The following is a 24,026-nucleotide window of genomic DNA, read 5'->3' as shown; positions in this document are numbered from 1 at the left end:
AACATCACTGGTAGCTGATAGAAGTGTCAGCATTAGATTCGCATACTCACTTATTAGCCAATTCGATGTAGAATTAGGTGTAATAAAATCGCGGGAAGAGTTCTATGACGCCCTCTATGATGCCAAACATACCAATTTCTACGATCTCATAGGGAACTTATTACTGATATAGCTGGATCTTTGATTTAGCGACCTATCCCGCCGCTGTCCGGTGATTCAACACAGCCGTTTTAGGCGTGTTCAGGCAGCAGCCGGTCCTGAGAGCAACGATTCGAAGACTTCCTTCTGTGCTCGGCGGAGATGTTGATGGAACGTCGCCGGCGCAATCTCGAGCGAGTCGGCGATCTCTTCGCCGGAGGCATCGCGAGGCCACTCGAAAAAGCCCGCGTGATAGGCGGCATCGAGGGCTGCTCGCTGGCGGTCGGTGAGTTCGTCCGTCAGCACGTGACGGACACGTCCAGCGGTGGTGTCAGGACGCGTGGTCTGACTGTGTTTCAGCAGCTCTGCGGTCGGATAGGTTGCCTGGACGGCGTCGATGACCTGCCGGATATCTGCGCTTGGCGCGAGATGAAACGTCATCTGATAGCCATCGTCGTCGATGACGGCGCTCTTGACGGCGCCACCTAGTGAGGCGACCGTCGACAGTATCGGCGCTTCGGAGAGTCGGAGTTCAAAATCCGTCACTTCGTTGTCAGTCCGGTAGGTGACAGCAGTCCAGTGGGGGAGTGCATCGACGAGCCCATTCAAACTCTCGATAGCGTCGTCAGTGACTGTCCCGTAGACGAGGAATTCGTCGTTTTCGATGGGAACTGTGTGGTCAATTCTGATCGAGCCGTCGGCTGGGGCATCGCTTTCAGTGACGTCGAAAATATCACGAATGCGAAACTGGAGTTCGACGACATCGTCACTCATCAACGCCCGCTTGCGTTCGGTGGCGGCGATCGCGTGGCCAATCACCTCGCCCAGCTGACTGATGACTGTCTGTTCCTGGTCCTCGAACGCATTCGGTCGGTCTGCATAGACGTTCAACACTCCATAGACGGTGTCCTCGTAGATGATCGGGACTGCCGCCGACGAGCGGAAGCCGTGTTGTTTGATATGGTCGCGCCAGGGGTCGTGTCTACTATCGGCTTCGATATCCTGCGTCGTCTGGATCTCGCGCTCAAGGATCGCTCGACCTGTCGGCCCTTGACTGCGCTCGTCGTCCGGGTCGGCAGAGATCGTGATCTCATCGAGATAGCCCTCGACGCCGGCTTCCGCTCGCATGGTCACTGTCTCTGAAGAGACATCGACATCACCGATCCAGGCGAACAGGTACGACTGCGACTCGGCGAGACGCTCGCAGACGACTTGTTCGATCTCCGCGCGTGTGGACTGATCGATGACTTCGTCGGTGATGCTGCGGACGACGTCGTTGAGGTTATTGAGTGCGGCGAGTTGCTCTCGCTGGCGCTCGAGGTCCTGTTCGTGCTCGATCCGCTCGGTGATGTCTTGGAACGCGCCACGGAGTGCAACCACCTCGCCGTCGGTTTGCACTGGGTTGCAGATGGTCCGAACCCATCGCAGGCCGCCGTTGGCTGGTTCGATTCGGAGTATGAGATCGTATGGGTCGCCATCCTCGATCGCGTGCTCAACCGCCTCGCGGATCCGTGGCCGATCCTCGGGGTGGTAGAACGAAATCCCATCCACGAGGTCGACTTCTTGATCCGGCGAGAGACCGTGGATTCGATAGACTTCGTCGGTCCACCAGAGGTCGGCGGGCGTCGTGCCCATATCGAGTTCCCAGGCGCCCACGCTCGCCAGTTGCTGTGATTGTTCGAGCAGTTGTATCGTTCGCTCGAGGGTGGCCTCGCGTTCGCGGAGCTGGCGCTCTTGTCGCTTGCGCTCGGTGATGTCCTGGCCGATCACCATGCCTCCAAACACATCACCGTCGTCGTCGGTCACGGGGGCTGTCTGCATCCACAGCTCACGGTCGTTCCACTCTATCTCGAACGTCGCCGTTTCGCCAGCGATCGCACTCCGATAGTTGGCTTCGATTCGTTCGCGGGCCGTCGATTCTTCCACCAACGTCCCCGCTGATGCTCCAACGAGGTCGGTCGAATCGATATCACACTGTTCAATTAGCTGCCCGCCGGCAAGTGTGTACTCGAGATCGTCATCGAAGAGGGCGACCATGCCATTTGGGACGTTCTCGACAAGCGTTCGGTAGCGACGCTCCGATTCCTCGAGTTCGCGTTCACGCTCTTTTTGATCGGTAATATCGGTGAAATACACTGAGAGGCCGGACTCCGAAGGGTGCACTCTCACGATCTCCCAGATGTCGAGCGGCTCAGAGTAGCGTTCGAAACTCGTCGCCGTCTGGGTAGCTAGCGCCGTCTCGTATCGGTCACGGAGCGGGTCATCGTCGGGGATGGACAGCGCCTGCCAGATGTTCCTGCCCAGTAGTTCTGACCCGGAGTGTCCCAGCAGTGTTTCGGCACGGTCATTGACGTAGGTAAATCGCAGGTCGTCGTCGAGCGCGTAGAACGCGTCGTCGATCCGCTCGAACACTGCGTCGAGTTCGGCCTCAAGGTCGTCGTGCTGGCGCTCGAGGCGCTGTGCCTGCTCTTTGAGTTGCGTAATATCGGCTGTTGTGACGATAACGCCGTCGTCGAGCGGTTCGGCGTTCACGGAGAGCCACCGCGTCTGGCCGTCGCGACTGTCGACCTGTATATGCTGGTCGGCGATTGACTCGCTGGTTGCGAGTACCCGCGCTGCCGGTCGCTCTGCATACGGAATTTCTTCACCATCCTCGTCGAACAGGGGAACGTCGCCGAGCACGTACGTTGTGGGATCGTCCCCACCCAATCCGAGGTACTCGGCGAATTGCTGATTCACGCGACGTATTTCGCCGTCAGCGTCAAAGATGCCAATTCCTATCGGACTGGTCTCGAGGACGTGCTCGAGGAGTGTTTGTTCCATGTGACGGTCATGCTCCGAGCGTTTCCGGTCGGTTATGTCGTAGTAGAGTTCGATGCGCCCGCCGGCGTACGTGCCAGACTCGATCGGTTTGCTCTGGTGCTCGAGCCAGCGTGCTTCGCGGTTCTCTCCCGCCGTGATGCGACACTCGAACCGTTCAGTGTACGTATTATCCTCGTAGGTCCCCAGCACGGTGTCAGCAAACGACGTGCTGTCTGCGACGGACGGGGCCAACTGTTCCGTGAGGAGATCTCGCTTGTCTTGGCCGAGTACGCGCTCGCGCTCGAGGTCGAAGTACCGCTCGGCTGTCTTGTTGAGCTGCACTACCTCGAGATCTGCGTCGATAACGAACAGTCCGATTTCGGCGTCGTCGAGCACGTCGTTGACTGGGAGTTCGGTACTGGGCGGTGACTCTCCATCACTAATCGATCGATCGGCCACTGACGAGGGTCGCCACCAGACACGGGCACTCGCACCGACCTTTTTGGTTTTGAGCCGATCGTGCTCGACGAGTCGCTCGAGTCGGCCGTAGGTGCTCCGTCGGCCGAGGTCGAGCTGGTCTGCCACCTCGGTGGTCGTCCGCGGTTCTCCGGTGCTATCGAAACACGCAAGCGTTTCCCGAAGACTCTCGGTCAACGCGGAAGCTGTCATTGCGCGCTCTAGAGCGAGTCGGGCAGATAACTCCTCCGCCGGCGGAAGAAAGTCCGGTGTGTAAGGACGGCGTTCCTGCCGCTTGCTCATCTCGCGGACCACCGCAGTGAGCGCCGAACCACGATTCAGTCGGGGAACTACCTAATCACATCTAGTATATGCTTACGCATGCTGGGTCACTGTAAAGGACTATGCCCCAGCACATATACGACTCTACGGAGACACACACCAATTTGGAGGATCGTCCCGAAAGAGAGCGGTATCGATTGTTTGCAGCCGACCGACGCCGGCAGACACTTGATATTCTTATGGGACAAACTGAGCCGGTCGACCTGATGGAACTGGCGTCGGGGATCGCCGCGCGAGAACGCGATCTTGATTCGACTGACGATGAGGACGTCACGCACGTGGCAGTGACACTGAATCACATTCATCTTCCCATGCTGAACCAGTTCGGTATCATCGAATACGATGCCGAGCGAACTCGTATCGAGTCGTGTCCAAGCCGCACCGACGTCCACGCAGTGTCTCCTACAGGCTTTAATTGAGCAGTCGACGTCATGGCCTGTTGGCAGTGAGTCGCAGCCGTGACCATTATCCAACAGGACAGTCTATTGAAAAGTGTTTTCGGGCCACTAACCCCACAACGCTCCTTTCTGGCATTCGAACGCGCCAGTATCAGTGACCCACACGTTCCACCATTAGCGAAGAATTGGTGACGGCGCGTATCCCTGCCGTGGACGGCGAGGCTTTGTATTATGGTCTATAGGTCGTCGTAGTGATGCCCTCTGTGAAATACAGTTGGGTGTGCTATGGCGGTGGGGCAGAATACGTCTCAAGGCCATATTCGGCGGATCTTGGATTGAGTCAGACATATAAACAAGTCCGGATCAGCCGATCTTCTCAGTAGATCAGCAGTGGAAAATTTGATTATCCGTAGAACCAAGATCGGCACGTACAGAGTTTGTGAAGACTTCTGCCCCACCGCCTGTTACTCGCATCTCAACAAGAGCCGATGCGATATGAGCAGGAACCACACCTTGGGGTAGAAAAATGAACTGGGAGCCAATTAACCTGAAACTGGAACGAAAACAAAGAAATGAACCTCCTGTCGAGGCCCTGCTCGTACTCAGCCATCAGGATGTCGTTGAACTGCTCTCGTACCTGCGGCTGTTCAAGCACGCCTCTCCCCCACGTCATTCTCGAAATCCTCTGGCATACGGGATTCGCCTCGGTGCGCTCCGTTCGCTCGAGCTGAAGGACTGCGACAGCGACCGAGAGACGCTGGCGCTTCGGCACCGTCCCAAGCGACGATCTCGTCGAGTTCATTACCTCTGGTCCGGTCATGGCGATGGTCTGGGAGGGCCAGGACGCCACCCGGCAGGTCCAGACGATGATGGGCGAGACGGACCCCGCCGAGTCCGACCCCGGCACCATCCGCGGCGACTTCGGTCGGAACATCATCCATGGCTCCGACCACGAAGGCGAGGGCGCAAACGAACGGGAGATCGACCTCTTTTTCCACGAGGACGAACTCCAAGACTACGAGTGGATCGACGAGACCTGGCTAAACGAGGAGCTATCCGGTCTCGCCGAGATATCCCGACACGAGCCGTTCTTCCGCCCGACGCAACCGATAGGAGAGCGTCGACCGTGGCACGTCGAGCTCTCCGGCCAGGTCGTCCAGCGTGACCTCTCGCGGCGTCCGGTAGTAGCCGTGATCGAGGGCCGCGCGCATCGCTGTCCGCTGGTCCGGGGGGAGCACCACCGACCCCAAGGAGTTGTGTCCCCACCCCTCGGCGTCGCGGAGGTGACCCATACGAAGGGCAAGTCCCGCCCGCAGATTCGCGCCGAGAGCGTCGTACAACAGGCCCACATTCTCGTCAGACTTCATGAAGATGCGCCAGCTGTGACGATTCTCCCGACGCGAGGTGCAGTAGAGTGATCCGTGAGGGAGATACCGACCGGCGAGCGTCTGAACGGATTCGCCGTCCTCAACGTCCTCGACGTGGGTGTAGATCACCCGCTCATTGTTCGAGCGGTCGAGCACGTCGTGGTACCGCATGGCCGAACAGTCCGCTTCGGTCACTGACGCTGTCCGTACCGTCTCGTCGAGGCGGAGTCGTTCGACCGCGTCGAGCGCCGCCGTCGGACCGATCAGCCGCTCGATGCGCCAGAAGCGGTCCTCGGTTACGCAGCCGTATAACGCCTTGGCGACGAGTGTCGGATGCTCGATGAACACGTCCATCACCGGATCGGAACCCGTCTCGTACACGATATCGAACGTGAACTCACGCATCAGGAACCCACCCGGTTGTCGTGGGACACCACGAACACACCCCGGGAGTACGCCAGCCAGCGCATAAGGTTTCCCTAAGGTCAAGCGACCGACACGAGTTGTCGCTCGACAACTCAATTATTATTTATGCCCATCATGTGGTTGTCACTGTCTCGCATGAGTGCTGACGAACCCAGCAGCGCGGCCGAGAAGCACGGACACGAACACCACGAGGTAGAGGGACCGGGCTATCCGACGCCCGCGGCGATGCGGACCGAGTCGGAGCGCGAGAAGACGGCGTTCGTCATCGCGCTCCGTGTCGGAATGGACGTCGACGGCTCCGACTTCATCGGCGTCGTCGACCTCGACCCCGAATCGGACACGTACAGCGAACTGGTCGACACCGTCGAGATGCCGAACAAGGGCGACGAACTCCACCACTTCGGCTGGAACTCCTGTTCGTCATCGTGTCACACCGAGGGACTGATGCGCGATCACCTCATTGTCCCCGGGCAGCGGTCCTCCCGCATCCACATCCTCGACGCCGAGGATCCGCGTAACATGGAGATCGAGAAGGTCATCGAACCCGAGGAGATCTTCGAATACGATCTGTCTGCGCCGCACACGGTTCACTGCGTCCCCGGTGGGAAGGTCGTCATCAGTATGCTCGGTGACGCCAACGGCGAACTCCCTGGTGGCTTCCTCCAGTTGGACCAGAGCGACTTCTCCATCGACGGCCACTGGGAAGCCGATCGCGGCGACATGGAGATGAACTACGACTACTGGTACCAGCCCCGTCACAACGTGATGATCTCGACGGAGTGGGCCGCGCCGAATACCTACTATCCCGGCTTCGATCTCGACGACGTCGAGGAGGGTAGGTACGGCGACAGCATCCACATCTGGGACTGGGAGAACAAGGAGCACCAGCAGACCCTGAACTTCGGCGAGGAGGGGCAGATTCCGCTGGAGATTCGCATGCCGCACGATCCCGAGGAGACCCAAGGCTACGTCGGTGCGGCGCTCTCCTCGAACATCCTCCGCTTCTGGGAGGAGAGCGACGGCGTGTGGGAGTGGGAGAAGGTCATCGACGTCGAGTCCCGCGAGCATCCCGACTGGGACATGCCCGTCCCCGGTCTCGTGACGGACATCGTCCTCTCGCTGGACGACCAGTACCTGTTCTTCTCGAACTGGCTGCACGGCGACATGCGGATGTACGACGTGAGCGACTTCGGCAACCCTCGGCTGGTCGATCGGGTCTGGGCCGGTGGTAACTTCGCCGACCGACAGGAGATTCATGGCACCGAAATCCGTGGCGCGCCCCAGATGCTCCAGCTCTCCCGCGACGGCAAGCGCGTCTACTGGACGACGTCCCTGTTCTCCTCGTGGGACAACCAGTTCTACCCCGAAATTGGCGAGCAGGGGTCGCTGATGATGAAGGCGGACGTCTACCCCGACGAGGGACGGATGGAACTCGACGAGGACTTCCTTGTCGACTTCGGCGACGCCCCGGGTGGCCCGGCCCGCGCCCACGAGATTCGCTGGCCCGGCGGCGACTGCACCAGCGACGTCTGGCAGTAGCCGCCGATGCCCCACACAGTCACTCTGGAGTGGCGCGACGGTCGAGAGGCGACCGTCGAGGTTCGGGAGGCCGAGACGGTCATCGACGCTACTGAGCGTGCAGGCCTCGGCGTCCCCTACGGCTGTCTGTACGGTGCTTGCGCCACCTGCACTGGACGCCTGCTGGAGGGTGACCTCGTCCACGTCAAACGCCCGCGGGGGTTGAAACCCCGACACCGACAGGACGGTTACGTCCTGCTCTGTGTGGCAGAACCGCGATCCGACTGCCGGATCGAGGTGGGTGCGGAGATACAGGCCGACCTCGTGCCGAACCCGTGGAAATGAGTTCGATCGCCCGGCGCACGGCTGCCGCCGCACTCGGTGTCGCCCTCCTGTCGACGCCGGCGACCGTCATACCAGCGTAGGTCACACCAGCTCGCCGTCCGCCCCCAGCAACTCGAAATGCTGCGAGAGCGTGGCGCAAAGGTGGTATAATCCTTCATACGCGTTGATCTGGATCGCGTGATTTCCCTACTACCGGAACATTCCTCGGACGGGTTCGTCCTGTTGCTCCTGCGTCTGTTGTAGCTGTTGTGCGACCTGCTGTTTCTGGCGCTGAATCTCCTCCGCCTGCTCGCGAAGTTCGGTGGTATCAATATCAAACTCGACGAGCGGTTCAAGCGCCGTCTCGATCACGGACTGTGCCGCAGCCGGATCCGGGAGACGCGGGTCTGCGCGGACAAGGAGCAATGCTGCTGGAACATCTGCCTGATAACAGGCATTGACGAGTGCACCGGTCACACCACCTACGGCACCGGAGTCTTCCGCGAGCTCAATCCCGGCGTCTTCGAGGTCCGTCTTCAACGTCTCGGTCGTCGCAACGCCGATGACATCGCCCTGCTGTTCCTCGGACTGGGCCGGCGCACCGGCAAGGAAGATCGCTCGGCTGAAGTTGTCCACTAGTTCCTCTAGAACGCACTGACTCAGATCGGCGAACGCGTCTTCCGGGATTGGGACATCACTCTTCAGCGTCATAATATCCGGATCAGTTCCGCCATGGACGCGTACCGTATCCTGAACCATTCCGTCCGTGAACGATGCCACAGGCGGAAAGGAATCCGACCGGATCGACCCATACTCCTCGAGTCCAAGCTGATCTGTGATTTGATCGACGGCGATCGACGCAACCAGTCCATGTCCCGGCAACCCTTCGATCAGCGTCGATGACTCCGCATCGAGCTCGCCTGACCGATGAAATGACACGTTAGATGAATCTGGCATGATTCTTGTCGAACTACACTGACCCGTCACATATGCCTACGGGGCGCTGCCAAGTTCGCGTTTCGCCGAGTGCGCTCTTTCCTCAAAAACAAGTCTACTCCACTATAGTTTCCAAGGAGGTTGAAACGCGGTGTTCATCATATCTGAGAAAGAGATGCGATCTCTCAGACCACTCCTCAGAAAACCCCACATTGCTAGTTTTTCACTATATACAGACTTATTGTTGTATACTAGAATCTATGCGTCGTGTCAATCAAGCGGTCGAAACCGATCGGTCGGCTATACGAGGAGGTAGCCGAATACGATCTCGTCATCGTCCCCGACGCCCCGTTAGCAAGTGCACTCAACCGACGACTCGAGCACCCCCATTTCGGCCCGTTCGCGATCACACCCCGCAGACTCGCTGCCAGACGTCGAGAAACTGCAGAAGACCGGCTGGCCTTCCTCGAGGTCACCAGCCAAAACAATCTCAGTTGGAAGCAGGCGTCCTACGCAATCGGGAACGTGCTGCAGTGCTGGGAGTATCAGGGCAGCCCCGATTCAATTCTCGAGTACGATACGTTCGATACGCCAGCAACACGAACCGTCGTCGACTGTATCGAATCACTCGAAACGACGTCGCGAACGCTCACTGACTACCAAATCGACCGCGAGGAGTACGAACCAGTCGCCGTCATCGGCGAACAGCAACTGACGAATCTCGAGCGATCGATTCTTCCCCCGCAATACGACGCTGTCGATCGCTTCTGTGACGACTCGTTCGAATTGCCTCCCGTCCGAATCTTTGACTCACCAGCAGCAATCGTCGATGCCGTCCTCGATACGGTCACCCCAGAGAACGCCGACGACATTGCAGTCGTTCTCGATGCGAATAGTGAGTATTCACCACTCATCGAGTCCGCGTTTGAAGCGACAGAGATTCCATATTACGGCGGCCCATCGTTCACCGACGATCAGGATCATCGAGCCGTTATCCAGCTTCTCCGGAGCACGATTGCAGGATCCGATACCCGCCTCAAGAGTGTGAAACCGCTCCTAACCCGTCTCGGGATGACTATCGATGTCGATCACGACGAAAAGCGGCTTTTCGAGGTCGACGCTCCCGAGCTCGAGTGGCTCCGTGACTTCTGCGATCGGGCAGCAGCGCTCACGATCGGTGACGCGCTAACCGCCTACGAAAACCGCGCCGAGTGTACGCTCGAGACCTTCCGCGAGGAACTCGACCATCTCGGACTCCTCAACGAGGCGATCACCGAAGATACCATTGATCGACTCACCTTCTATCTCGAGACCTACGACGTCCCGATCGACCGAGAAAACGAGGGCGTCCTGCTGGCCGATGCGAAATCAGCGTCGTTTGTTGATCGGCCAGTCGTCTTCTACCTCGGCCTTGACGAAAGTTGGACGCACACGTCACCAGAGCGACCATGGGTCGATCATGACGAGGAATTCGAGCGGAATATCGATCAGTTCCAGTCGCTGCTCCAGAGTGGTGTCGACCAGTACTATCTCGTCCAGGACACTGCCGGGGGGACACCCGTAACGCCGTGTCTGTACTTCGAAGGCCTCCTCGAAACCGAGTTCGAGCGTTTCAGTGATTTCGAATCGATTCGCTACGCACGGACGTTTCGGTCGACAGGCGCAGGATTCGACAAAGAACCAATCAACGTCGAGACCGAGCCAGAGACGGCACTCAGCCAATCGAGTCTCAATTCATACGCGAACTGCCCTCGAGACTACTTGTTTGGACGGCTCGTCGACAACCCAGATAAAGACCACTTCGTTGAGGGGAACCTCTTCCACGACTTCGCAGAGTTCGTCGTCAACCATCCCAAGTTCGTCGATGACGCTGTCATCGAGGAGGTCGTCGATGTCATGATCGAGGAGACACGGGCGTTCCACCGTGATGTCGATCTGGCCGCCCGACAAACGACGTATCGCGTTGGCCTCGAGACGATCGCCGACTACCTCGAGAGGAATGCACCGTCGGATACTGACTCCCACACACCCACGAGCAGCAGTGACAACGTCTTCGCGACATACTTCGACCGACCGGTCGACTCCCCAGCGACCGAACGATGGTTCGAGGACGACGACCGTGGGATCAAAGGGAAGATCGACCTCGTACAGTCGCCGACACAGCTGGTCGACTTCAAAAGTGGAAGCAAGAAATCATCGTCACAGGTAATCAAACGCGCAGCAATTGATCCACCGAGCGATCGCCCGAATTTCCAGGCGTTGCTCTACCTCACCTACTACCGGAGCCAGCGACCGAATGAGCAACTCGAGTTCACCTTCTTCCACTTCCTCGAGACGCTCGATGACGTCGTCACGGGCGAGGGGACTCTCGACGACTGCCTGACGACAGTCACGTACCGTCCGACCCCGTTCGACGAATTCGTTCAGTCACGAGCCGTTTTCGAAGAGCTCCGCGAAGATGCCTCGAACGATTGCAACAAGACGTTCTCAAAGACAAGCTACGAAGAATATCTGGCAGCGTTTGATGCACACCAGCCACCCAGAACGCGGGATGCAGAGGAGATGGCCGATTCACCGTTCGGCAACGCACTCCTCGAGCGGATGATCGAAGCCGTCGGCGATTACAAATACGTCACAAATGGCTGCATGCAGGCATTCAGGCACCTGTGTGGCTATCGCAAAGAGGGCTATTTCGTCGAGGATCTCGACGAATTCGAGCGATTCATCGATGACCAACTCGCGGAACTGAACCGATATCGCCGTGGGGAGTCTCGTTTCCCCGTCGAGGGACGAGCAGGTGAGCCGAACTACCGATACGTGGACAACCGCGATATGATTCTGACAACAGAGCGCGCAACCGATGCCCCGGCTGACGAGACCGAGGTGAGTCGATGACAGCACCGAACCCGAAACAGCGTGAACTCATCGAGAGTACAGAAGGGCTGTATCTCGTTGATGCCGGCGCTGGGACCGGCAAGACGTTCACAGTCACTCGTCGCTACGCGAATATCGTCTCCCAGAACGACGTAGAGCCGGATGACGTCCTGCTAATTACCTTCACCCGCAACGCAGCGACGGAGATGAAAGACCGCATCGTCACCAACTGCGACTACGATATGCGGGCGCTGAAGGACGCACCGATCCAGACCTTCCACAGCCTCTGTAATGATATCCTCGAGCAACACGGCTTCCATGCGCCCACGCATCTAGGGATCGACGATGCGATCACTGGCTCAACACAGGTCCTCGAGAACGAGACGATCGAGCGTGAGTACTTCGGGGAGCTCATCGACCAGTTCAGCGACGACCATTCGGAATACGACGATCTGTTCCGGTGTCTCTCGGAGCCGACAGAGCTGCTGGATCTCATCAACAATCTCGCAGCCAAAGGCGTCTTCCCGACTACCGACGGCTGGTATCGTGACAGCAAGAGCCATCTCGAGGGCGACTTCGACGCGTTCAAAGCTGTATTTGACGAACTGAATCAGCCTCGGAATGGGGGCAGCAAACAATCGAAACTGCGCTCGAAACTCGGTCGATATGGCAAGAACAAGTGTTACCTCCCGGACGCCCCCGATCGGTCAGAGCTACGAGGACCACGTGGCACGAAGGCGATTCCCGATGAGGTCGCCGAGCGAGCCTTCACTGAAGACCGCGAGCACCTCATCGAATTCATCCACGATATCTACATTGAGTACCTCGAGTTCGCGCTCCGCCGGAACTACCTGAACTTCTCGTTCCTCCAGCTTTTCGCGTTCGTCCTCCTCTGTGAGGACGACGACCTTCGCGAGTCGCTTGCGTTCGAGTACGTGATGATCGACGAGTTCCAGGACTCGAGTGAGATCCAATTCAAACTCTCGCTGCTACTCGCTGGAACGGACAATATCTGCGTCGTTGGCGACTGGAAGCAAAGCATCTACTCCTTCCAGTATGCCGCGATCGAGAACATCACCGAATTCGACTCACGTCTCGAGCGATTCACGACCGACCTGAACGATGACGCCGAGCGCGTTTCGTTCCCGGTCGAGCCGATAACCAACATCGAACTCGAAGAAAACTATCGGTCGACCCAGGAGATTCTCGATTTCTCGGAACACGCGCTTGTAAACCCAGCAAGTAGCCACGAGTCAATCGATCGAGAAGCGATCCGCGAACAGGTTGTCTCACTGTCATCGAACACAGAGCACGAACACTCACAGATCGAAGCCATCCAGCACGACGATGAACACGAGGCGATCCTAACGAAGGTTCAGGAGATCGTCGGGAACGACACATACGCAGTTGAGGACGATGGTGAGCTTCGCACTCCTGAGTACGGCGACATCGCAGTGTTGACTCGCACACGTGACTTCGGTCGTGACTTGCTGTCTGTCGCCGAGGAGTACGACCTTCCGATGGCGTACGAGGGCGGCATCGAACTCTTCCGAACCGATCAGGCCAAACTCCTGCTTGCCTGGTTGCGTATCCTCGAGACCAACGCGGACAGGGGTTGGGCAGTCGTCCTCGAGCGTGCTGGCTACACGCTCGACGAGATCGATCACATCCTCGAGCACGAGGCCTATCCCGAGAACATGGCAGCGTTCCGCACGGAGCTCGCAGCACTCGAGACCACGAATGCCATTGCACGACGGGTATTCGATCACTACGGATACGACGGGCCGACAGCGGACGTCATCCTCACCACGGTTCAGTCGGTCCACAATGCGACGACGATGACGCTTGGTGACCTAATCCGCTTCATCGACCAAGGGGTCGAATCGGGACACACCGAGGAGGTCCACGCTGCAGCAGGGACCAACGCGATCACCGTCCAGACGATCCACTCGGTCAAGGGACTCGAGCATCCGATCGTGATTCTTGGGAATATGAACAGCGGGAAGTTCCCACCTGCTGGCGGACGGGATGGAACGATCACGTACTCCGAACTCACAGGACTCCGCCAGCGCAAGTGCTATGCCGAGGCTCATGGCGAGCCCCACATCTACGACAATTGGCGGACCGACGTCCTGAGACGGTGTCAGTCAACGGAAGCCGACGAAGAACGCAGGTTGCTCTACGTCGCAATGACGCGGGCGAAAGACCATCTGCTGTTTTCGGCTGGCGACGATCCGAACACGTTCCTCGAGGAGCTGCCCGTCGACATTACCCCACTCGAGCCAGCAGTTGATACTGAGCGTATCGCAGACTCCGTTCAGTCACAACTCACCGTGCCGATCCCACAGCCGAACGGTCCTGATGGGGACTCGCCTCACTCGCTAATGGGCGACGAGGTCTACGAAGACGTGGGTCAGGGAAGAGGGCAGGAGTTTGGCTCGTCGGTTCACGAGTTTGCAGAACAGTACGCTCTCGGAGACGACGTTGATCCTCGAAACGGGGATGAACAGAATATCAAGGAGCTTCTCGATTCGCTCGAGGGGACCCTCAGAGCCGAAGAACAAGTGTATCTACCGCTTGAAAGTGACGGCGATCAGGTGACGATCTCTGGAGTTGTTGATCTCGTCAGTGTGACATCCGACCGAGCAGAGATCATCGATTACAAAACTGATCAGGGACGCCATGCAGAGTCGAAATATCGAACGCAGCTCAGCGTGTACTATCATGCACTCGATGCATGGTTCGAGAGTCGAGACGTGAGCGCCTCGATTTATTATTCGGCGAGGGACAGCCGGATCGAGATTGAACCGCTCTCGAAGGAAGATCTCACAGACCTTCTCGAAATTCGAGAGTAGCAACGAAGGAACGCCTCGAAAGCGGGATCTGATCGGTCGTGACAAGCCAGTTTTTCTGCGCCCGAGCGGCTTGAAGCGCACACTCGTGTGCCTCGAGGCCACGAATGAGGACAGACGAAACCACCCCAGATCGACCAGCAGAATAGCCTAAGCTGAAATTGGCTATTTCAAAATCGGTAACTGGCGGAGAACTCAGTATTCGGGTTGCAGTGGAGATCTCAGTGTTCGAGAAACGTGTTCTTCCCAAGCTTTTACACAGTATTTCGAGTGTGTCTGTTATGAGCTCTGGACTGGACCCGACGGAAGAATACGACGGTTCGATTACCGTTCGACTCTTGGATGACCAAACTGGAACAGAGACGGTCATCTGTTCCTCGTACGAAGAAGCGATCGAGGTCATCAAAGAGAACCACTATTCGGTCACAGTCGCAAAGATCACAGATCGGAATGATGACGTCGTCTTCACATCTGCTGACATGGACATTAATGACTGGGAAAGTATCTGGCGGCAGGAGAAACTCCGCCAGTCTGCCAACGTAGACGAGTACGACTGTCCCTACGATAGCGTTTCGTGTTTTGGTGATGAATTATGTGTTCAGTGTAAAATCGATAAAGTGCAAAATCAATACTGATCGAATTCGGCTGTTTCGATCCCAATCTGCCTTGCTACTAACAGCCGCTGCCACCCTGACCACAATAGTTAGTAACCAGATGTGTGTGTATCGCGTATGGCGAACGACTGTCAATCACGAGCACAAGGGATCTTGCTGGGGCTCGCATGTGGGGACGCGCTCGGACGCCCAGTCGAATTCCAAGGGCCGGATCGAATCGAGCGAACACACGGGCGGGTGACTGAAATGCTCGCCCACGGGACCCACGGCCAACCCGCGGGAACAATCACTGATGACACGGAGATGGCACTCTGTATCGCCCGGAGTCTCGCAGAACACGGCGCATTTGAGCCAGAAGACATCGCCACCAGATTCATTGACTGGAAACGGTCGGGGCCGTTCGACATCGGGATCATGACCTCGAGTGCACTCCAACGGATCCAGAACGGCGAATCGTGGGACGAAGCTGGCCAGCGTGAGTGGGAGGCAAGCACGGAAGGTAGCAACGCCGGCAACGGCAGCCTGATGCGGTGTGCGCCATACGCCATCGCGTATCAAGACGAGCCAGTCGAACTCGTCGACATCAGTCGGCAGTCGTCAGCGATCACCCACGCAGATCCGCGGTGTCAGTGGAGTTGTGCACTTTTCAATCAGACGCTCGCGAATCTCCTAATCGATGTCGACCAGCCTCTCGAAAGGGTCTTAGATGATATCGGCTCAGAGCTGCCCGACGACGTTCGAAACGCTGTTGAACCGGTCACTGCCGCTCGCCGTGGCGAACCGGTGGATATCTCTCTTGAGAACTCGGGATACGTCGTCACAACGCTGCAGGCAGGCCTGTATCACGGGCTGACCGCCGAGACTGCTGAAGACGCGATTGTTGACGCAGTGATGATGGGTGGCGATACAGATACGATCGGTGCCGTCGCCGGCGCAGTTGCAGGTGCCCGGTTCGGAGAGGGTACACTGCCCGAGCGATGGCTCACCGATATTGATGAAATCGACGAACTGCGACAGTTAGCATTCGATCTGATTGAACTACGATCGAACTAGTCACAACAGGCTTGTAGCTCGGCGGTTCTCCTCTCTGAGATCGTTCGATAACTGTCTTCGATTGTTCCGAGTGCCTACTCAGTCACCGCACTGTGAGCGAGCAAACGAACCGCTTGACAAACGCCTCGCGTGACGCTTACGATGGCGCTGGTCGATCTGAGCCGGCGGGCTGCCCCATTCGGCACCGAAATCAAATTCTACGCCCGCGTCGAAGGACGAGCATGAACGTCGATAGGGAAACTATCGAGAACCGGAGCACCGACGCAGTGTTCGAGCGCGGGAAAAACTACCGCGACGAGGGACGTATTCAGCATCTCGACCGGTTCGACGACCTCGTGACCGCGACTGTCAGTGGCTCGAGCCTGTACGACGTGACTGTCAAATTCAGCGGGAAAAGTATCGACACACGGTGTACCTGTCCGTACGACGGTGGCGGCGACTGCAAGCACGTCGTCGCAGTATTATTGGACATCGCCGCCAGCCCGCCACAGGATGAAAGCGAGCGTGTCGAGGCAGTCTTAGACGACGTGTCGACCGACGACCTGCGTAAGTTCGTCCGTGACGCACTCGCCGAGCACGCGGAATTGCGTGAGCAGTTTCTCGCACGGTTCGGCGACGATCACAAATCGGTCGACGAATATCGTGAGGAAATCGCACAACTGTTCGAGCAGCACGCCGACCCGGCCGTGTTCGAAGCCATCGACTTCTCCCGATTTTTCGAGATTGCCAAGCAGTACCGTGACCGCGACCGGTATCTGGCCGCAGCGACCGTCTATCGAGCGGTGTTTGAGGAGGTCGACGAGAAGTACAACTGGATCGACGGGGCCTACGACCACTACGCACGGACCATACAGACTGCACTCGATGGATACGCTGACTGCATTCTTGCGACCGATCCGACTCCTGAGGAGTTCGACACGTACGCTGGCGTACTGGAAGCACGGGCAACGACAGAACCGCCAATCAATAGCGAGCAGTTCTGGCGCGCACTTGACGACCTTGAGGAGCAGTACGAATGAGCGAGCCAACAGATCGATTCGTGATTGAGCTCGGAAGCGGAACAGTAGCGCACATTATCGATATGGATGCTGACCAATCAGAGACGGACTCTCGCTTCTCGCTCACTCCCAGCGCTCCCGGCGAGATGATGTGTAGTCGAGGCCATCGCCATCCGCGACCCCAGCGAGTCCCATTTTCCGAGTTTGTATCTCACCACGATATCGATAAAGAGGGTTTCGAGGGCGATGCACCTGCAGAGATCTGCTCGTATTGCTGGTCGAACACTCGTGAAGCAGTAGAGAAAGATCAGGAACGGGACGCTGAAGACGTATCCGAAAAGATCGGAACTGTCGGGTATCGTCTCCGGTGGAAGCAGAAAGGCCGTGCACGAGACGAGTGGTACGATATCGTCGTTAGGCCGGAGACGACGATGGCTGAACTGGACAGACTTGTATGTCGGTTCACTACGCTCGATGACTTCCACCTCCGGATGTACGGTCTCGAAGACGAATACCTGGATTCCAGTCTCAATGTGCTTCCAGACTACCAGTACGAGGAAGCGGGTGACCGGACATACACGAAAGCGAGCGAAACGACGATCGCGGATGTCGCCGAACGGGCCGGACTCCAAGAAGGTGACAGACTCAGTTTGGTCTACGATTTCGGTACACCATCTCACTACTACTGCATCGTCAAGGGTGTCTACGAACCTGAAGAGATCGACGGGGTTCTCGACAACAACGATGTGATCACGTCAACCGACACAGCTGCGGTTGTCAAGGAGAAACGACCATGAGACGGGAGACAGACGAAGAGCGAAACAAACGCATTCGGAGCGAAATACTCACCGATGCCTACACTGCAGATGAGCAGGCGATCAGCTGGTGCTACTATCTCGAACGCGAGATTACCTTTCCCTTTCAGGCGCAGTGTATCGAGAAGCGAGTGATCTCGCCACTGAGAGAGGACGAAGAAGTGCGTGTCATTGGAATGACCGACAAAGTCGTCAGCAGCCGTGAGATGTTCGTCCTCGTGAAGTGGATGGATCGGGAATTTGGCGTACCGTTGTCACAGCTCGAAGTACTCGATGTGGATCCCGATACTCGGGAAGCAGTCGACGACTGGCACTACTGGAACGGCGATGGCGGCCGATTGGGCTGAACACTCGATTGGTTGTGCCCTGTTTCGACGTGTAACGCATACTCCACAGCCAGTTCAACCACATCGTGAACCGCCTCGGGGCTTAACCCCGAGCACTCGCCTTGCTCATTTATAGAGCAAGCGTGACAAGCCAGTTTTTCTGCGCCCGAGCGGCTTGAGGCGCATATTTGTGTGCCTCGAGGCCACGAATGAGTACAAACCGACCACCCTAGAGCGATCCGCATCGAGATCCACCGACAGACGAGCACACGAGCGACCGCGATCGCAGCTATCCAGGGGACGTTGCCCGGCTGAACGGACACGAACTCGTCGCGATCGACGAGTGGTTACCAGGCACGGAGCCAACACCGTACACGAACTCAATCTCACTGATGGCTACGAATATCGCACACGCTACTGGCGTTGCAGAAAGTGCAGCCAAGAACGCAACCATCGCGACGAGTTCATCGTCCCCTGCGACAACCCCCAGCCACCAACTGCCCTCGAGGCAGGTGGCTACTCGATCGACGACCCACAAACTCGCCGTGCACTGAACGAGAAGTTTGACGTCCGCTTTGCAACAGTGGGCCCGGTCTACGAGGTCCGTAGCGAGAGCGGAAATACCTACAAAGTCGATATCGAGGTAACGACGTGTACGTGCCCAGGTTTCGAACAGCGCCAGCCAGATGACGGCTGTAAGCATCTTCGCCGTGTCGACCTCGAGATACGTACTGGACTTGTCCCTGCGCCAGATGGTACGTTCAGCCGCTGACTGTTGAGTGAGCTCGTCACTCGAGACGGTTTGTATCTCCCGGAAGGGGTGCAGGGCTCGAAGGGAGTCCACCGCAGCAACCCATGAGACAAAAAAGACAGTAGTTGCGTCGGCAAGCATTGAAACGACTCGGTTCCTGCATCGAGGGATCACCAGATGACTGACCGCGATGAGTGTCGGATGCCAACGTGTTCGGAACCTGCTCGCGATCGGACAGGGTATTCTGGTCGGTTCTGTTCGGACAGCTGCGAGGTCCGCTACGAGCACCTCCAAGCGGACGCTCGAGATGCTTCAATAGATGAAGCCGAGGATCGGTGCTGATGCTCAAGCAGATCGATCACCGTGGCAAGCGCTTCACGATCAGTGATGAGGACGGTGTCGACGACGTGGCTCATGGCCGTTGTCGGCGAGCCGAACTGCTCGAACGGCAGGCTCAGCGAGAGCTCCGTGAACTCGAGCGTGCAAAGACAGTCGCTGGACCAGACAGTACAGATTCTGATACTAGTGTGCTCGACCAGCGGCACGGAACGTAGGGGGACGAAAGACACACCGTATTTCCTAAGAAAACAGGGATGAAACTCCCTCTTCATAGATAGTTGATCCCCACGCACACAGAGTTCACTCTGCACACGGTGTGTTTCGAGTGTCGAAAAGCGATACGTCCGGTGGATCGAATGTCGCGTGGCGCGAGAAGGCGAAACTCGACGGCAACAACACGAATTACCGGACCCCACAAAACCCATCCACAGCTGCGGTTGGTGCGTCTGTCCGGGTCGGGGCACGTAAGCCGCCCAACCTCATCCCGCTCGCTTGCCGAGCAGGGAGTGCTCGGGCACGGCTGAGGGAACCAACAAAAGCCTCGGGCGCGGTGGCCCGAGGCTGTTTACGTCCTTTCTCGATTCGAAGTTGCCAGCTAGCGTAATGCCTCTGAGGACCGGAACTTCTCACACGAGAGTCAAGCCCAAGCCCTCCTGGCCCGTATTTTCTCCATGGATCGGAACGAAGTACGTCGCGCTTGGGACGCCGTCTCAGAGAGGTATGCTGAAGAGCGAGAACCGGACGGATCGGATGCACGATTGATTGATGAGTTGCTTGCGTTGTTCCCTGAGAGCCCCGACGTGCTTGATATCGGTTGTGGTGACGGTGCACGAACGCTTTCAAATCTCCCGCCGGGAAGCGTCGGGCTCGACGTATCTCAGCGTGGACTCGACCTCGCAGCAGAGACGGTTCCGACAGCCCAATTGATTCACGGCGAGATGTCGGAGTTACCAATCGGTGACAAGCAGTTCGACGCGATTACAGCCTACCATGCTGTGTTTCACGTGCCACGAGAGCGCCACCCGGCAGTGTACGACGAATTCGCTCGCGTTCTCCGACACGGTGGCTACTTGCTCATGACGCTGCCCAGTAATCGATTCGAAACCATTCGTCACGGCTGGATGGGCGACCGAATGTTCTTTTCAGCAGCCGGACGAGACCAGACGCTCGTACAGTTGCGTGCGTCAGGGTTCACCGATGTTCGACTCGAGATGGCGACCGATCCACTCGGCAGTCAGACTGAGTTCGTTTTCGCAAAACTCGACAAGCCATAGGAGTGCGCACATATTGGACTCCGCAGATGCCATAAACAAACCTCGTTCCATTCTGTATGAATATGTGAAGCTTGAATAGTGGGGACAGAATTGGTATTCGTTATCATATGTCGTTCACACACGAGGAGTCACTGAAGCGGCTACACGAGACCGTATCGAGTGGGGATCCAATCATCGGTGCTGGCGCAGGAACGGGTATGTCGGCGAAGTTCGCCGAGCGCGGCGGTGTCGACCTCCTGATTATCTACAACTCCGGACGCTACCGAATGAACGGTCGTGGCTCGCTTGCCGGCCTGCTTCCGTACGGCGATGCCAATGAGATCGTTCTCGATATGGGCCGGCAGGTGTTGCCGGTCGTGGAAGACACGCCAGTTCTTGCAGGCGTCAATGGAACCGATCCATTCCGGCAGATGGATGTCTTCATCGAGGATCTCAAGCGGCGCGGATTCTCGGGCGTCCAGAACTTTCCGACGGTCGGTCTCATCGACGAGGATAGCCAGTTCCGGCAGAACATCGAGGAAACGGGTATGGGGTATGACAAGGAGATTGACATGATTCGAGAAGCTTCCGAACAGGGCATGCTCACGTGTCCGTACGTCTTCAGTGAAGAACAGGCCCGCGAGATGGCCGAAGCTGGTGCTGATGTGATTGTTTCGCACATGGGTCTGACAACCTCTGGTGACATCGGTGCTGAAACGGCACTCGACATCGAAACTGCTGCCGAACGGGTTCAGGCCCACCACGACGCGGCCACAGCTGTCAATGATGATGTGATGGTTATCTGTCATGGCGGCCCTATCGCATGGCCCGACGACGCTGAATACGTCCTGAACAACACAGAAGGCGTCGTCGGATTCTTCGGTGCGTCCAGCCTTGAGCGGCTTCCGACCGAGGAGGCTATCGAAACCCAGGCCAGCGAATTCAAAGCGATCGAGTTCTAACCATGCCAGAGACCAAGCACTTCATTGGGCCAGATGACGTCGAGAGCCAGATGTTTGACTGGGGGGTGCTCAAATGGTTGAGTACTCCCGAAGTCACTGGTGGCGAACGCTTCAGCGCAGGTGTTGTGAAACTCGAGCCGGGGAAAGGCCACGAACGACACACTCACCCCGACAGTGACGAGATTCTCTACGTCCTCCGTGGGGAGGGTGAACAGGAAGTTGCGGATAAAACACGCGAAATTACGGCAGGTGAGTTGGTATTCATCCCAGAGGGAGTCGAACATGGGACCGTCAACACCGGCTGGGAGCCGTTGCTTCTCTTGGCCGTGTATGCGCCTCCCGGACCGGAAGACGTACTCCGGGACCTCCCTGAGTGTGAGGTCGTTCCCGCCGGTGAACTGCCGAGCAAAGAAGACGCCGTTGCAACTGATACCGACCCATGAGCGTTGTCATCGTTGGCACACTGGACACGAAAGGCGAGGAAATCGGCTTTGCGAGAGACGTCATCGAAGCCCAAGGCGTGGATGTCCACATTGTCGACACTGGCGTGGTCGGTGAACCCTCGTCCGAACCAGAGACGGCTGCGAGCACGGTCGCCGAGGCAGCCGGGACGACACTCGAGCAGTTACGGAGTGAAGCTGATCGCGGTGAGGCGATGGAAGTAATGAGCGAGGGTGCAGCCGAAATCGCACAACAGCTCTACGACGAGGGTATCCTTGATGGTGTTCTCGGACTCGGTGGCTCGGGTAACACCTCGATTGCGACGACGGCAATGCGGGCACTGCCGGTCGGTGTCCCCAAACTCATGATCTCGACGATGGCGTCCGGAGATACAGAGCCCTACGTCGGTTCCCGGGATATCATGATGATGTATTCGGTCGCAGATATCGAGGGGCTAAATCAGCTCTCGCGGCAAGTCATCGCCAATGCCGCTCTCGCGATGGTTGGAATGGTCTCGAACGAACCCGATGTCGACGTCGAAGATCGGCCGACGATTGGTATCACGATGTTCGGTGTGACGACACCCTGCGTTCAGACTGCCCGTGAGAGACTCGAAGCAAACGGTTATGAGACGATCGTCTTCCATGCGACCGGGACAGGCGGTCGCGCAATGGAGACGCTCGTTGAGGAGGGCGTCATTGACGGTGTTCTTGATGTCACGACGACCGAGTGGGCCGACGAACTAGTTGGGGGAGTACTCAGCGCTGGCCCGAACCGACTCGAAGCAGCTGGAAACGAAGGCATCCCACAGGTCGTCTCGACGGGCGCGCTCGATATGGTCAACTTCGGTCCGCGTGATTCGGTTCCCGAGGAGTTCGAGGGACGGCAGTTCCACATCCATAATCCGCAGGTAACACTCATGCGGACGACACTCGAGGAGAACGCCGAACTGGGAACGATCATTGCCGAGAAACTCAATGCCGCTACGGGGCCGACCGCCCTCGTGCTCCCCCTCGAAGGTGTCTCGGCGATAGATACGGCGGGTGAGGATTTTCACGATCCCGAAGCAGACACAGCACTGTTCGATGCGTTGCGATCGACGCTCAATGATGGAATCGAACTCATCGAAATGGAGACTGATATCAACGACCAAGCCTTTGCGGAGGCACTTGCGGACACTCTCGACGAGTATATGCGAGACGAGGGACGGGCCCCTACGAGTGACGGCACTGGCTAGATGAGAGTTTGAGGAACGAGCAAGTGGTGGCAAGAAGTGTCCATGTAACTCGCCAACCTGCTCAGAGAGAGCTGAGACGTGGATTGTGATGAGTTTTGGAAGAACGAACGCACCCCGACACCGTTGGGTGTTCGGGGTGCGCCTGCATTCGATGGGGTTGTCGGTGCGAGAAGTCGTCGCTGTGTTGGACTTGCTTGGCGTCGATCTCACGGAGCGGTCTGGAATTGGACACCTAATCTCGCGGAGAGTCAGGCAGGCCCGCCGACGGCAGCGCCGTCGCGGGTCGCCGTTGATGAGGAACAGATCGAGGGCGATGGCGAAAAGCAATGGCTGTACGCGGCGATCGACACGGAGTCGAAGCTCTTGCTCGAAATCGACGTATACAGCCGCCACGGGACCGATCCCGCGGCGGCATTTTTGCATCGGCTAACCGAGAAACACGATGTGTCAGACACTGAGTTTCTGGTTGATGGTGGTGGCTATCTGACTGCCCTCTTTCGCCACGATCTGAGCGGTCAACTCAACTACACAGACCGGAACCACATCGAAAAATGGCTCCAGACTGTGTCGATGCGAATCGACCGCTTTTACTCGTTTTGGCGGGGCAGTCCAGCTAGCGCGCGTCGCTGGCTCAGACGGTTTCGACACCACTACAACCACGATCGGTCGAATCAAGCACTCGATGGCCGAACGCCAGCTCAGGAGGTGCTGAACTAGACAGTGCCCTCATCCTGAGTTATATCCTCGTTCGTAGTTGGTGATTGCGACGATGAGTCGAAGACACAGCGAGAGGAGACCCCCACC

18 protein-coding genes and 3 pseudogenes are annotated in these 24,026 nt (G+C 57.7%); 18 read left to right on the top strand and 3 right to left on the bottom strand.

Features of this window, described 5'->3' with window-relative positions; translation table 11 throughout:
- Positions 1 to 240: 240 nt before the first annotated feature.
- On the bottom strand, positions 241 to 3,609 hold the full coding sequence (locus ACERI1_RS16605) for a PAS domain-containing protein (protein WP_373619580.1): 3,369 nt from the start codon (positions 3,607 to 3,609) through the stop codon (positions 241 to 243).
- A gap of 335 nt (positions 3,610 to 3,944) precedes the next feature.
- Between ACERI1_RS16605 and ACERI1_RS16600 the strand changes: the two genes are divergently transcribed.
- Positions 3,945 to 4,157, top strand: a complete 213-nt coding sequence (locus ACERI1_RS16600) for a hypothetical protein (protein ID WP_373619579.1) — start codon at positions 3,945 to 3,947, stop codon at positions 4,155 to 4,157.
- Between the two features lie 761 nt (positions 4,158 to 4,918).
- A pseudogene (locus ACERI1_RS16595) lies at positions 4,919 to 5,185 on the top strand (nucleoside-diphosphate kinase); the annotation flags it as partial.
- A gap of 3 nt (positions 5,186 to 5,188) precedes the next feature.
- Here ACERI1_RS16595 and ACERI1_RS16590 read toward each other — a convergent pair.
- Positions 5,189 to 5,908, bottom strand: a complete 720-nt coding sequence (locus ACERI1_RS16590) for a helix-turn-helix domain-containing protein (RefSeq protein ID WP_373619578.1) — start codon at positions 5,906 to 5,908, stop codon at positions 5,189 to 5,191.
- A 156-nt stretch (positions 5,909 to 6,064) separates the two neighbouring features.
- On the opposite strand from ACERI1_RS16590, the gene ACERI1_RS16585 reads away from it, so the two are divergent.
- Together ACERI1_RS16585 and ACERI1_RS16580 are read left to right on the top strand one after the other, a co-directional pair.
- Positions 6,065 to 7,468: a selenium-binding protein SBP56-related protein gene (locus tag ACERI1_RS16585; RefSeq protein ID WP_373619577.1), complete on the top strand. Its 1,404-nt coding sequence runs from the start codon at positions 6,065 to 6,067 to the stop codon at positions 7,466 to 7,468.
- 6 nt (positions 7,469 to 7,474) lie between these two features.
- Positions 7,475 to 7,792 (top strand): 2Fe-2S iron-sulfur cluster-binding protein, encoded by a 318-nt coding sequence (locus tag ACERI1_RS16580; protein ID WP_373619576.1) that lies wholly within the window; start codon positions 7,475 to 7,477, stop codon positions 7,790 to 7,792.
- A 189-nt stretch (positions 7,793 to 7,981) separates the two neighbouring features.
- Here ACERI1_RS16580 and ACERI1_RS16575 read toward each other — a convergent pair whose 3' ends face one another.
- Positions 7,982 to 8,728, bottom strand: a complete 747-nt coding sequence (locus ACERI1_RS16575) for a proteasome assembly chaperone family protein (RefSeq protein WP_373619574.1) — start codon at positions 8,726 to 8,728, stop codon at positions 7,982 to 7,984.
- Between the two features lie 246 nt (positions 8,729 to 8,974).
- Here ACERI1_RS16575 and ACERI1_RS16570 point away from each other — a divergent pair, with 246 nt between their 5' ends.
- The 14 genes and pseudogenes from ACERI1_RS16570 to ACERI1_RS16505 all read left to right on the top strand — a co-directional run bounded on the left by ACERI1_RS16570 (position 8,975) and on the right by ACERI1_RS16505 (position 23,939).
- Positions 8,975 to 11,602 (top strand): PD-(D/E)XK nuclease family protein, encoded by a 2,628-nt coding sequence (locus ACERI1_RS16570; protein ID WP_373619573.1) that lies wholly within the window; start codon positions 8,975 to 8,977, stop codon positions 11,600 to 11,602.
- Complete coding sequence (locus tag ACERI1_RS16565) at positions 11,599 to 14,436, top strand: UvrD-helicase domain-containing protein (protein ID WP_373619572.1); 2,838 nt, start codon at positions 11,599 to 11,601, stop codon at positions 14,434 to 14,436. Before ACERI1_RS16570 ends, ACERI1_RS16565 begins: the two co-directional genes overlap by 4 nt.
- Positions 14,437 to 14,714: 278 nt before the next feature.
- A complete protein-coding gene (locus ACERI1_RS16560) occupies positions 14,715 to 15,068 on the top strand; it encodes a hypothetical protein (protein WP_373619571.1) in 354 nt (117 codons plus the stop codon).
- Positions 15,069 to 15,164: 96 nt separating this feature from the next.
- Positions 15,165 to 16,100: an ADP-ribosylglycohydrolase family protein gene (locus ACERI1_RS16555; protein ID WP_373619570.1), complete on the top strand. Its 936-nt coding sequence runs from the start codon at positions 15,165 to 15,167 to the stop codon at positions 16,098 to 16,100.
- 221 nt (positions 16,101 to 16,321) lie between these two features.
- On the top strand, positions 16,322 to 17,119 hold the full coding sequence (locus tag ACERI1_RS16550) for an SWIM zinc finger domain-containing protein (protein WP_373619569.1): 798 nt from the start codon (positions 16,322 to 16,324) through the stop codon (positions 17,117 to 17,119).
- A complete protein-coding gene (locus tag ACERI1_RS16545) occupies positions 17,116 to 17,895 on the top strand; it encodes a hypothetical protein (RefSeq protein ID WP_373619568.1) in 780 nt (259 codons plus the stop codon). Before ACERI1_RS16550 ends, ACERI1_RS16545 begins: the two co-directional genes overlap by 4 nt.
- Positions 17,892 to 18,260 (top strand): calcium-binding protein, encoded by a 369-nt coding sequence (locus ACERI1_RS16540; protein ID WP_373619567.1) that lies wholly within the window; start codon positions 17,892 to 17,894, stop codon positions 18,258 to 18,260. The genes ACERI1_RS16545 and ACERI1_RS16540 overlap by 4 nt, the downstream gene beginning before the upstream one ends.
- A gap of 188 nt (positions 18,261 to 18,448) precedes the next feature.
- Positions 18,449 to 19,011: pseudogene (locus ACERI1_RS16535) on the top strand (hypothetical protein).
- A 320-nt stretch (positions 19,012 to 19,331) separates the two neighbouring features.
- Positions 19,332 to 19,544: a hypothetical protein gene (locus ACERI1_RS16530; protein WP_373619566.1), complete on the top strand. Its 213-nt coding sequence runs from the start codon at positions 19,332 to 19,334 to the stop codon at positions 19,542 to 19,544.
- A gap of 456 nt (positions 19,545 to 20,000) precedes the next feature.
- The gene (locus ACERI1_RS16525; RefSeq protein ID WP_373619565.1) at positions 20,001 to 20,603 is read left to right on the top strand and encodes a class I SAM-dependent methyltransferase; all 603 of its coding nucleotides are present in this window, start codon (positions 20,001 to 20,003) and stop codon (positions 20,601 to 20,603) included.
- Positions 20,604 to 20,710: 107 nt separating this feature from the next.
- Positions 20,711 to 21,544 (top strand): phosphoenolpyruvate hydrolase family protein, encoded by an 834-nt coding sequence (locus ACERI1_RS16520; RefSeq protein ID WP_373619564.1) that lies wholly within the window; start codon positions 20,711 to 20,713, stop codon positions 21,542 to 21,544.
- 2 nt (positions 21,545 to 21,546) lie between these two features.
- The gene (locus tag ACERI1_RS16515; protein ID WP_373619562.1) at positions 21,547 to 21,987 is read left to right on the top strand and encodes a cupin domain-containing protein; all 441 of its coding nucleotides are present in this window, start codon (positions 21,547 to 21,549) and stop codon (positions 21,985 to 21,987) included.
- Positions 21,984 to 23,222, top strand: coding sequence for a Tm-1-like ATP-binding domain-containing protein (locus ACERI1_RS16510; protein WP_373619561.1), 1,239 nt, complete (start codon positions 21,984 to 21,986; stop codon positions 23,220 to 23,222). The genes ACERI1_RS16515 and ACERI1_RS16510 overlap by 4 nt, the downstream gene beginning before the upstream one ends.
- A gap of 78 nt (positions 23,223 to 23,300) precedes the next feature.
- Positions 23,301 to 23,939: pseudogene (locus ACERI1_RS16505) on the top strand (IS6 family transposase).
- Positions 23,940 to 24,026 lie beyond the last annotated feature (87 nt).

It is taken from the genome of Natrinema sp. HArc-T2, assembly GCF_041821085.1.
GTDB lineage: Archaea > Halobacteriota > Halobacteria > Halobacteriales > Natrialbaceae > Natrinema.
This window is presented reverse-complemented; position numbering and strand designations above follow the sequence as displayed.

What these genes read in the sequence shown, in the direction of transcription:
- ACERI1_RS16580 (WP_373619576.1), top strand. Translation starts at nt 7,475, where the DNA reads ATGCCCCACACAGTCACTCTGGAGTGGCGCGACGGTCGAGAGGCGACC.
- ACERI1_RS16515 (WP_373619562.1), top strand. Translation starts at nt 21,547, where the DNA reads ATGCCAGAGACCAAGCACTTCATTGGGCCAGATGACGTCGAGAGCCAG.
- ACERI1_RS16605 (WP_373619580.1), bottom strand. Translation starts at nt 3,609, where the DNA reads ATGACAGCTTCCGCGTTGACCGAGAGTCTTCGGGAAACGCTTGCGTGT.
- ACERI1_RS16540 (WP_373619567.1), top strand. Translation starts at nt 17,892, where the DNA reads ATGAGACGGGAGACAGACGAAGAGCGAAACAAACGCATTCGGAGCGAA.
- ACERI1_RS16520 (WP_373619564.1), top strand. Translation starts at nt 20,711, where the DNA reads ATGTCGTTCACACACGAGGAGTCACTGAAGCGGCTACACGAGACCGTA.
- ACERI1_RS16565 (WP_373619572.1), top strand. Translation starts at nt 11,599, where the DNA reads ATGACAGCACCGAACCCGAAACAGCGTGAACTCATCGAGAGTACAGAA.
- ACERI1_RS16575 (WP_373619574.1), bottom strand. Translation starts at nt 8,728, where the DNA reads ATGCCAGATTCATCTAACGTGTCATTTCATCGGTCAGGCGAGCTCGAT.
- ACERI1_RS16590 (WP_373619578.1), bottom strand. Translation starts at nt 5,908, where the DNA reads ATGCGTGAGTTCACGTTCGATATCGTGTACGAGACGGGTTCCGATCCG.
- ACERI1_RS16545 (WP_373619568.1), top strand. Translation starts at nt 17,116, where the DNA reads ATGAGCGAGCCAACAGATCGATTCGTGATTGAGCTCGGAAGCGGAACA.
- ACERI1_RS16510 (WP_373619561.1), top strand. Translation starts at nt 21,984, where the DNA reads ATGAGCGTTGTCATCGTTGGCACACTGGACACGAAAGGCGAGGAAATC.
- ACERI1_RS16560 (WP_373619571.1), top strand. Translation starts at nt 14,715, where the DNA reads ATGAGCTCTGGACTGGACCCGACGGAAGAATACGACGGTTCGATTACC.
- ACERI1_RS16550 (WP_373619569.1), top strand. Translation starts at nt 16,322, where the DNA reads ATGAACGTCGATAGGGAAACTATCGAGAACCGGAGCACCGACGCAGTG.
- ACERI1_RS16600 (WP_373619579.1), top strand. Translation starts at nt 3,945, where the DNA reads ATGGAACTGGCGTCGGGGATCGCCGCGCGAGAACGCGATCTTGATTCG.
- ACERI1_RS16585 (WP_373619577.1), top strand. Translation starts at nt 6,065, where the DNA reads ATGAGTGCTGACGAACCCAGCAGCGCGGCCGAGAAGCACGGACACGAA.
- ACERI1_RS16555 (WP_373619570.1), top strand. Translation starts at nt 15,165, where the DNA reads ATGGCGAACGACTGTCAATCACGAGCACAAGGGATCTTGCTGGGGCTC.
- ACERI1_RS16525 (WP_373619565.1), top strand. Translation starts at nt 20,001, where the DNA reads ATGGATCGGAACGAAGTACGTCGCGCTTGGGACGCCGTCTCAGAGAGG.
- ACERI1_RS16530 (WP_373619566.1), top strand. Translation starts at nt 19,332, where the DNA reads ATGCTCAAGCAGATCGATCACCGTGGCAAGCGCTTCACGATCAGTGAT.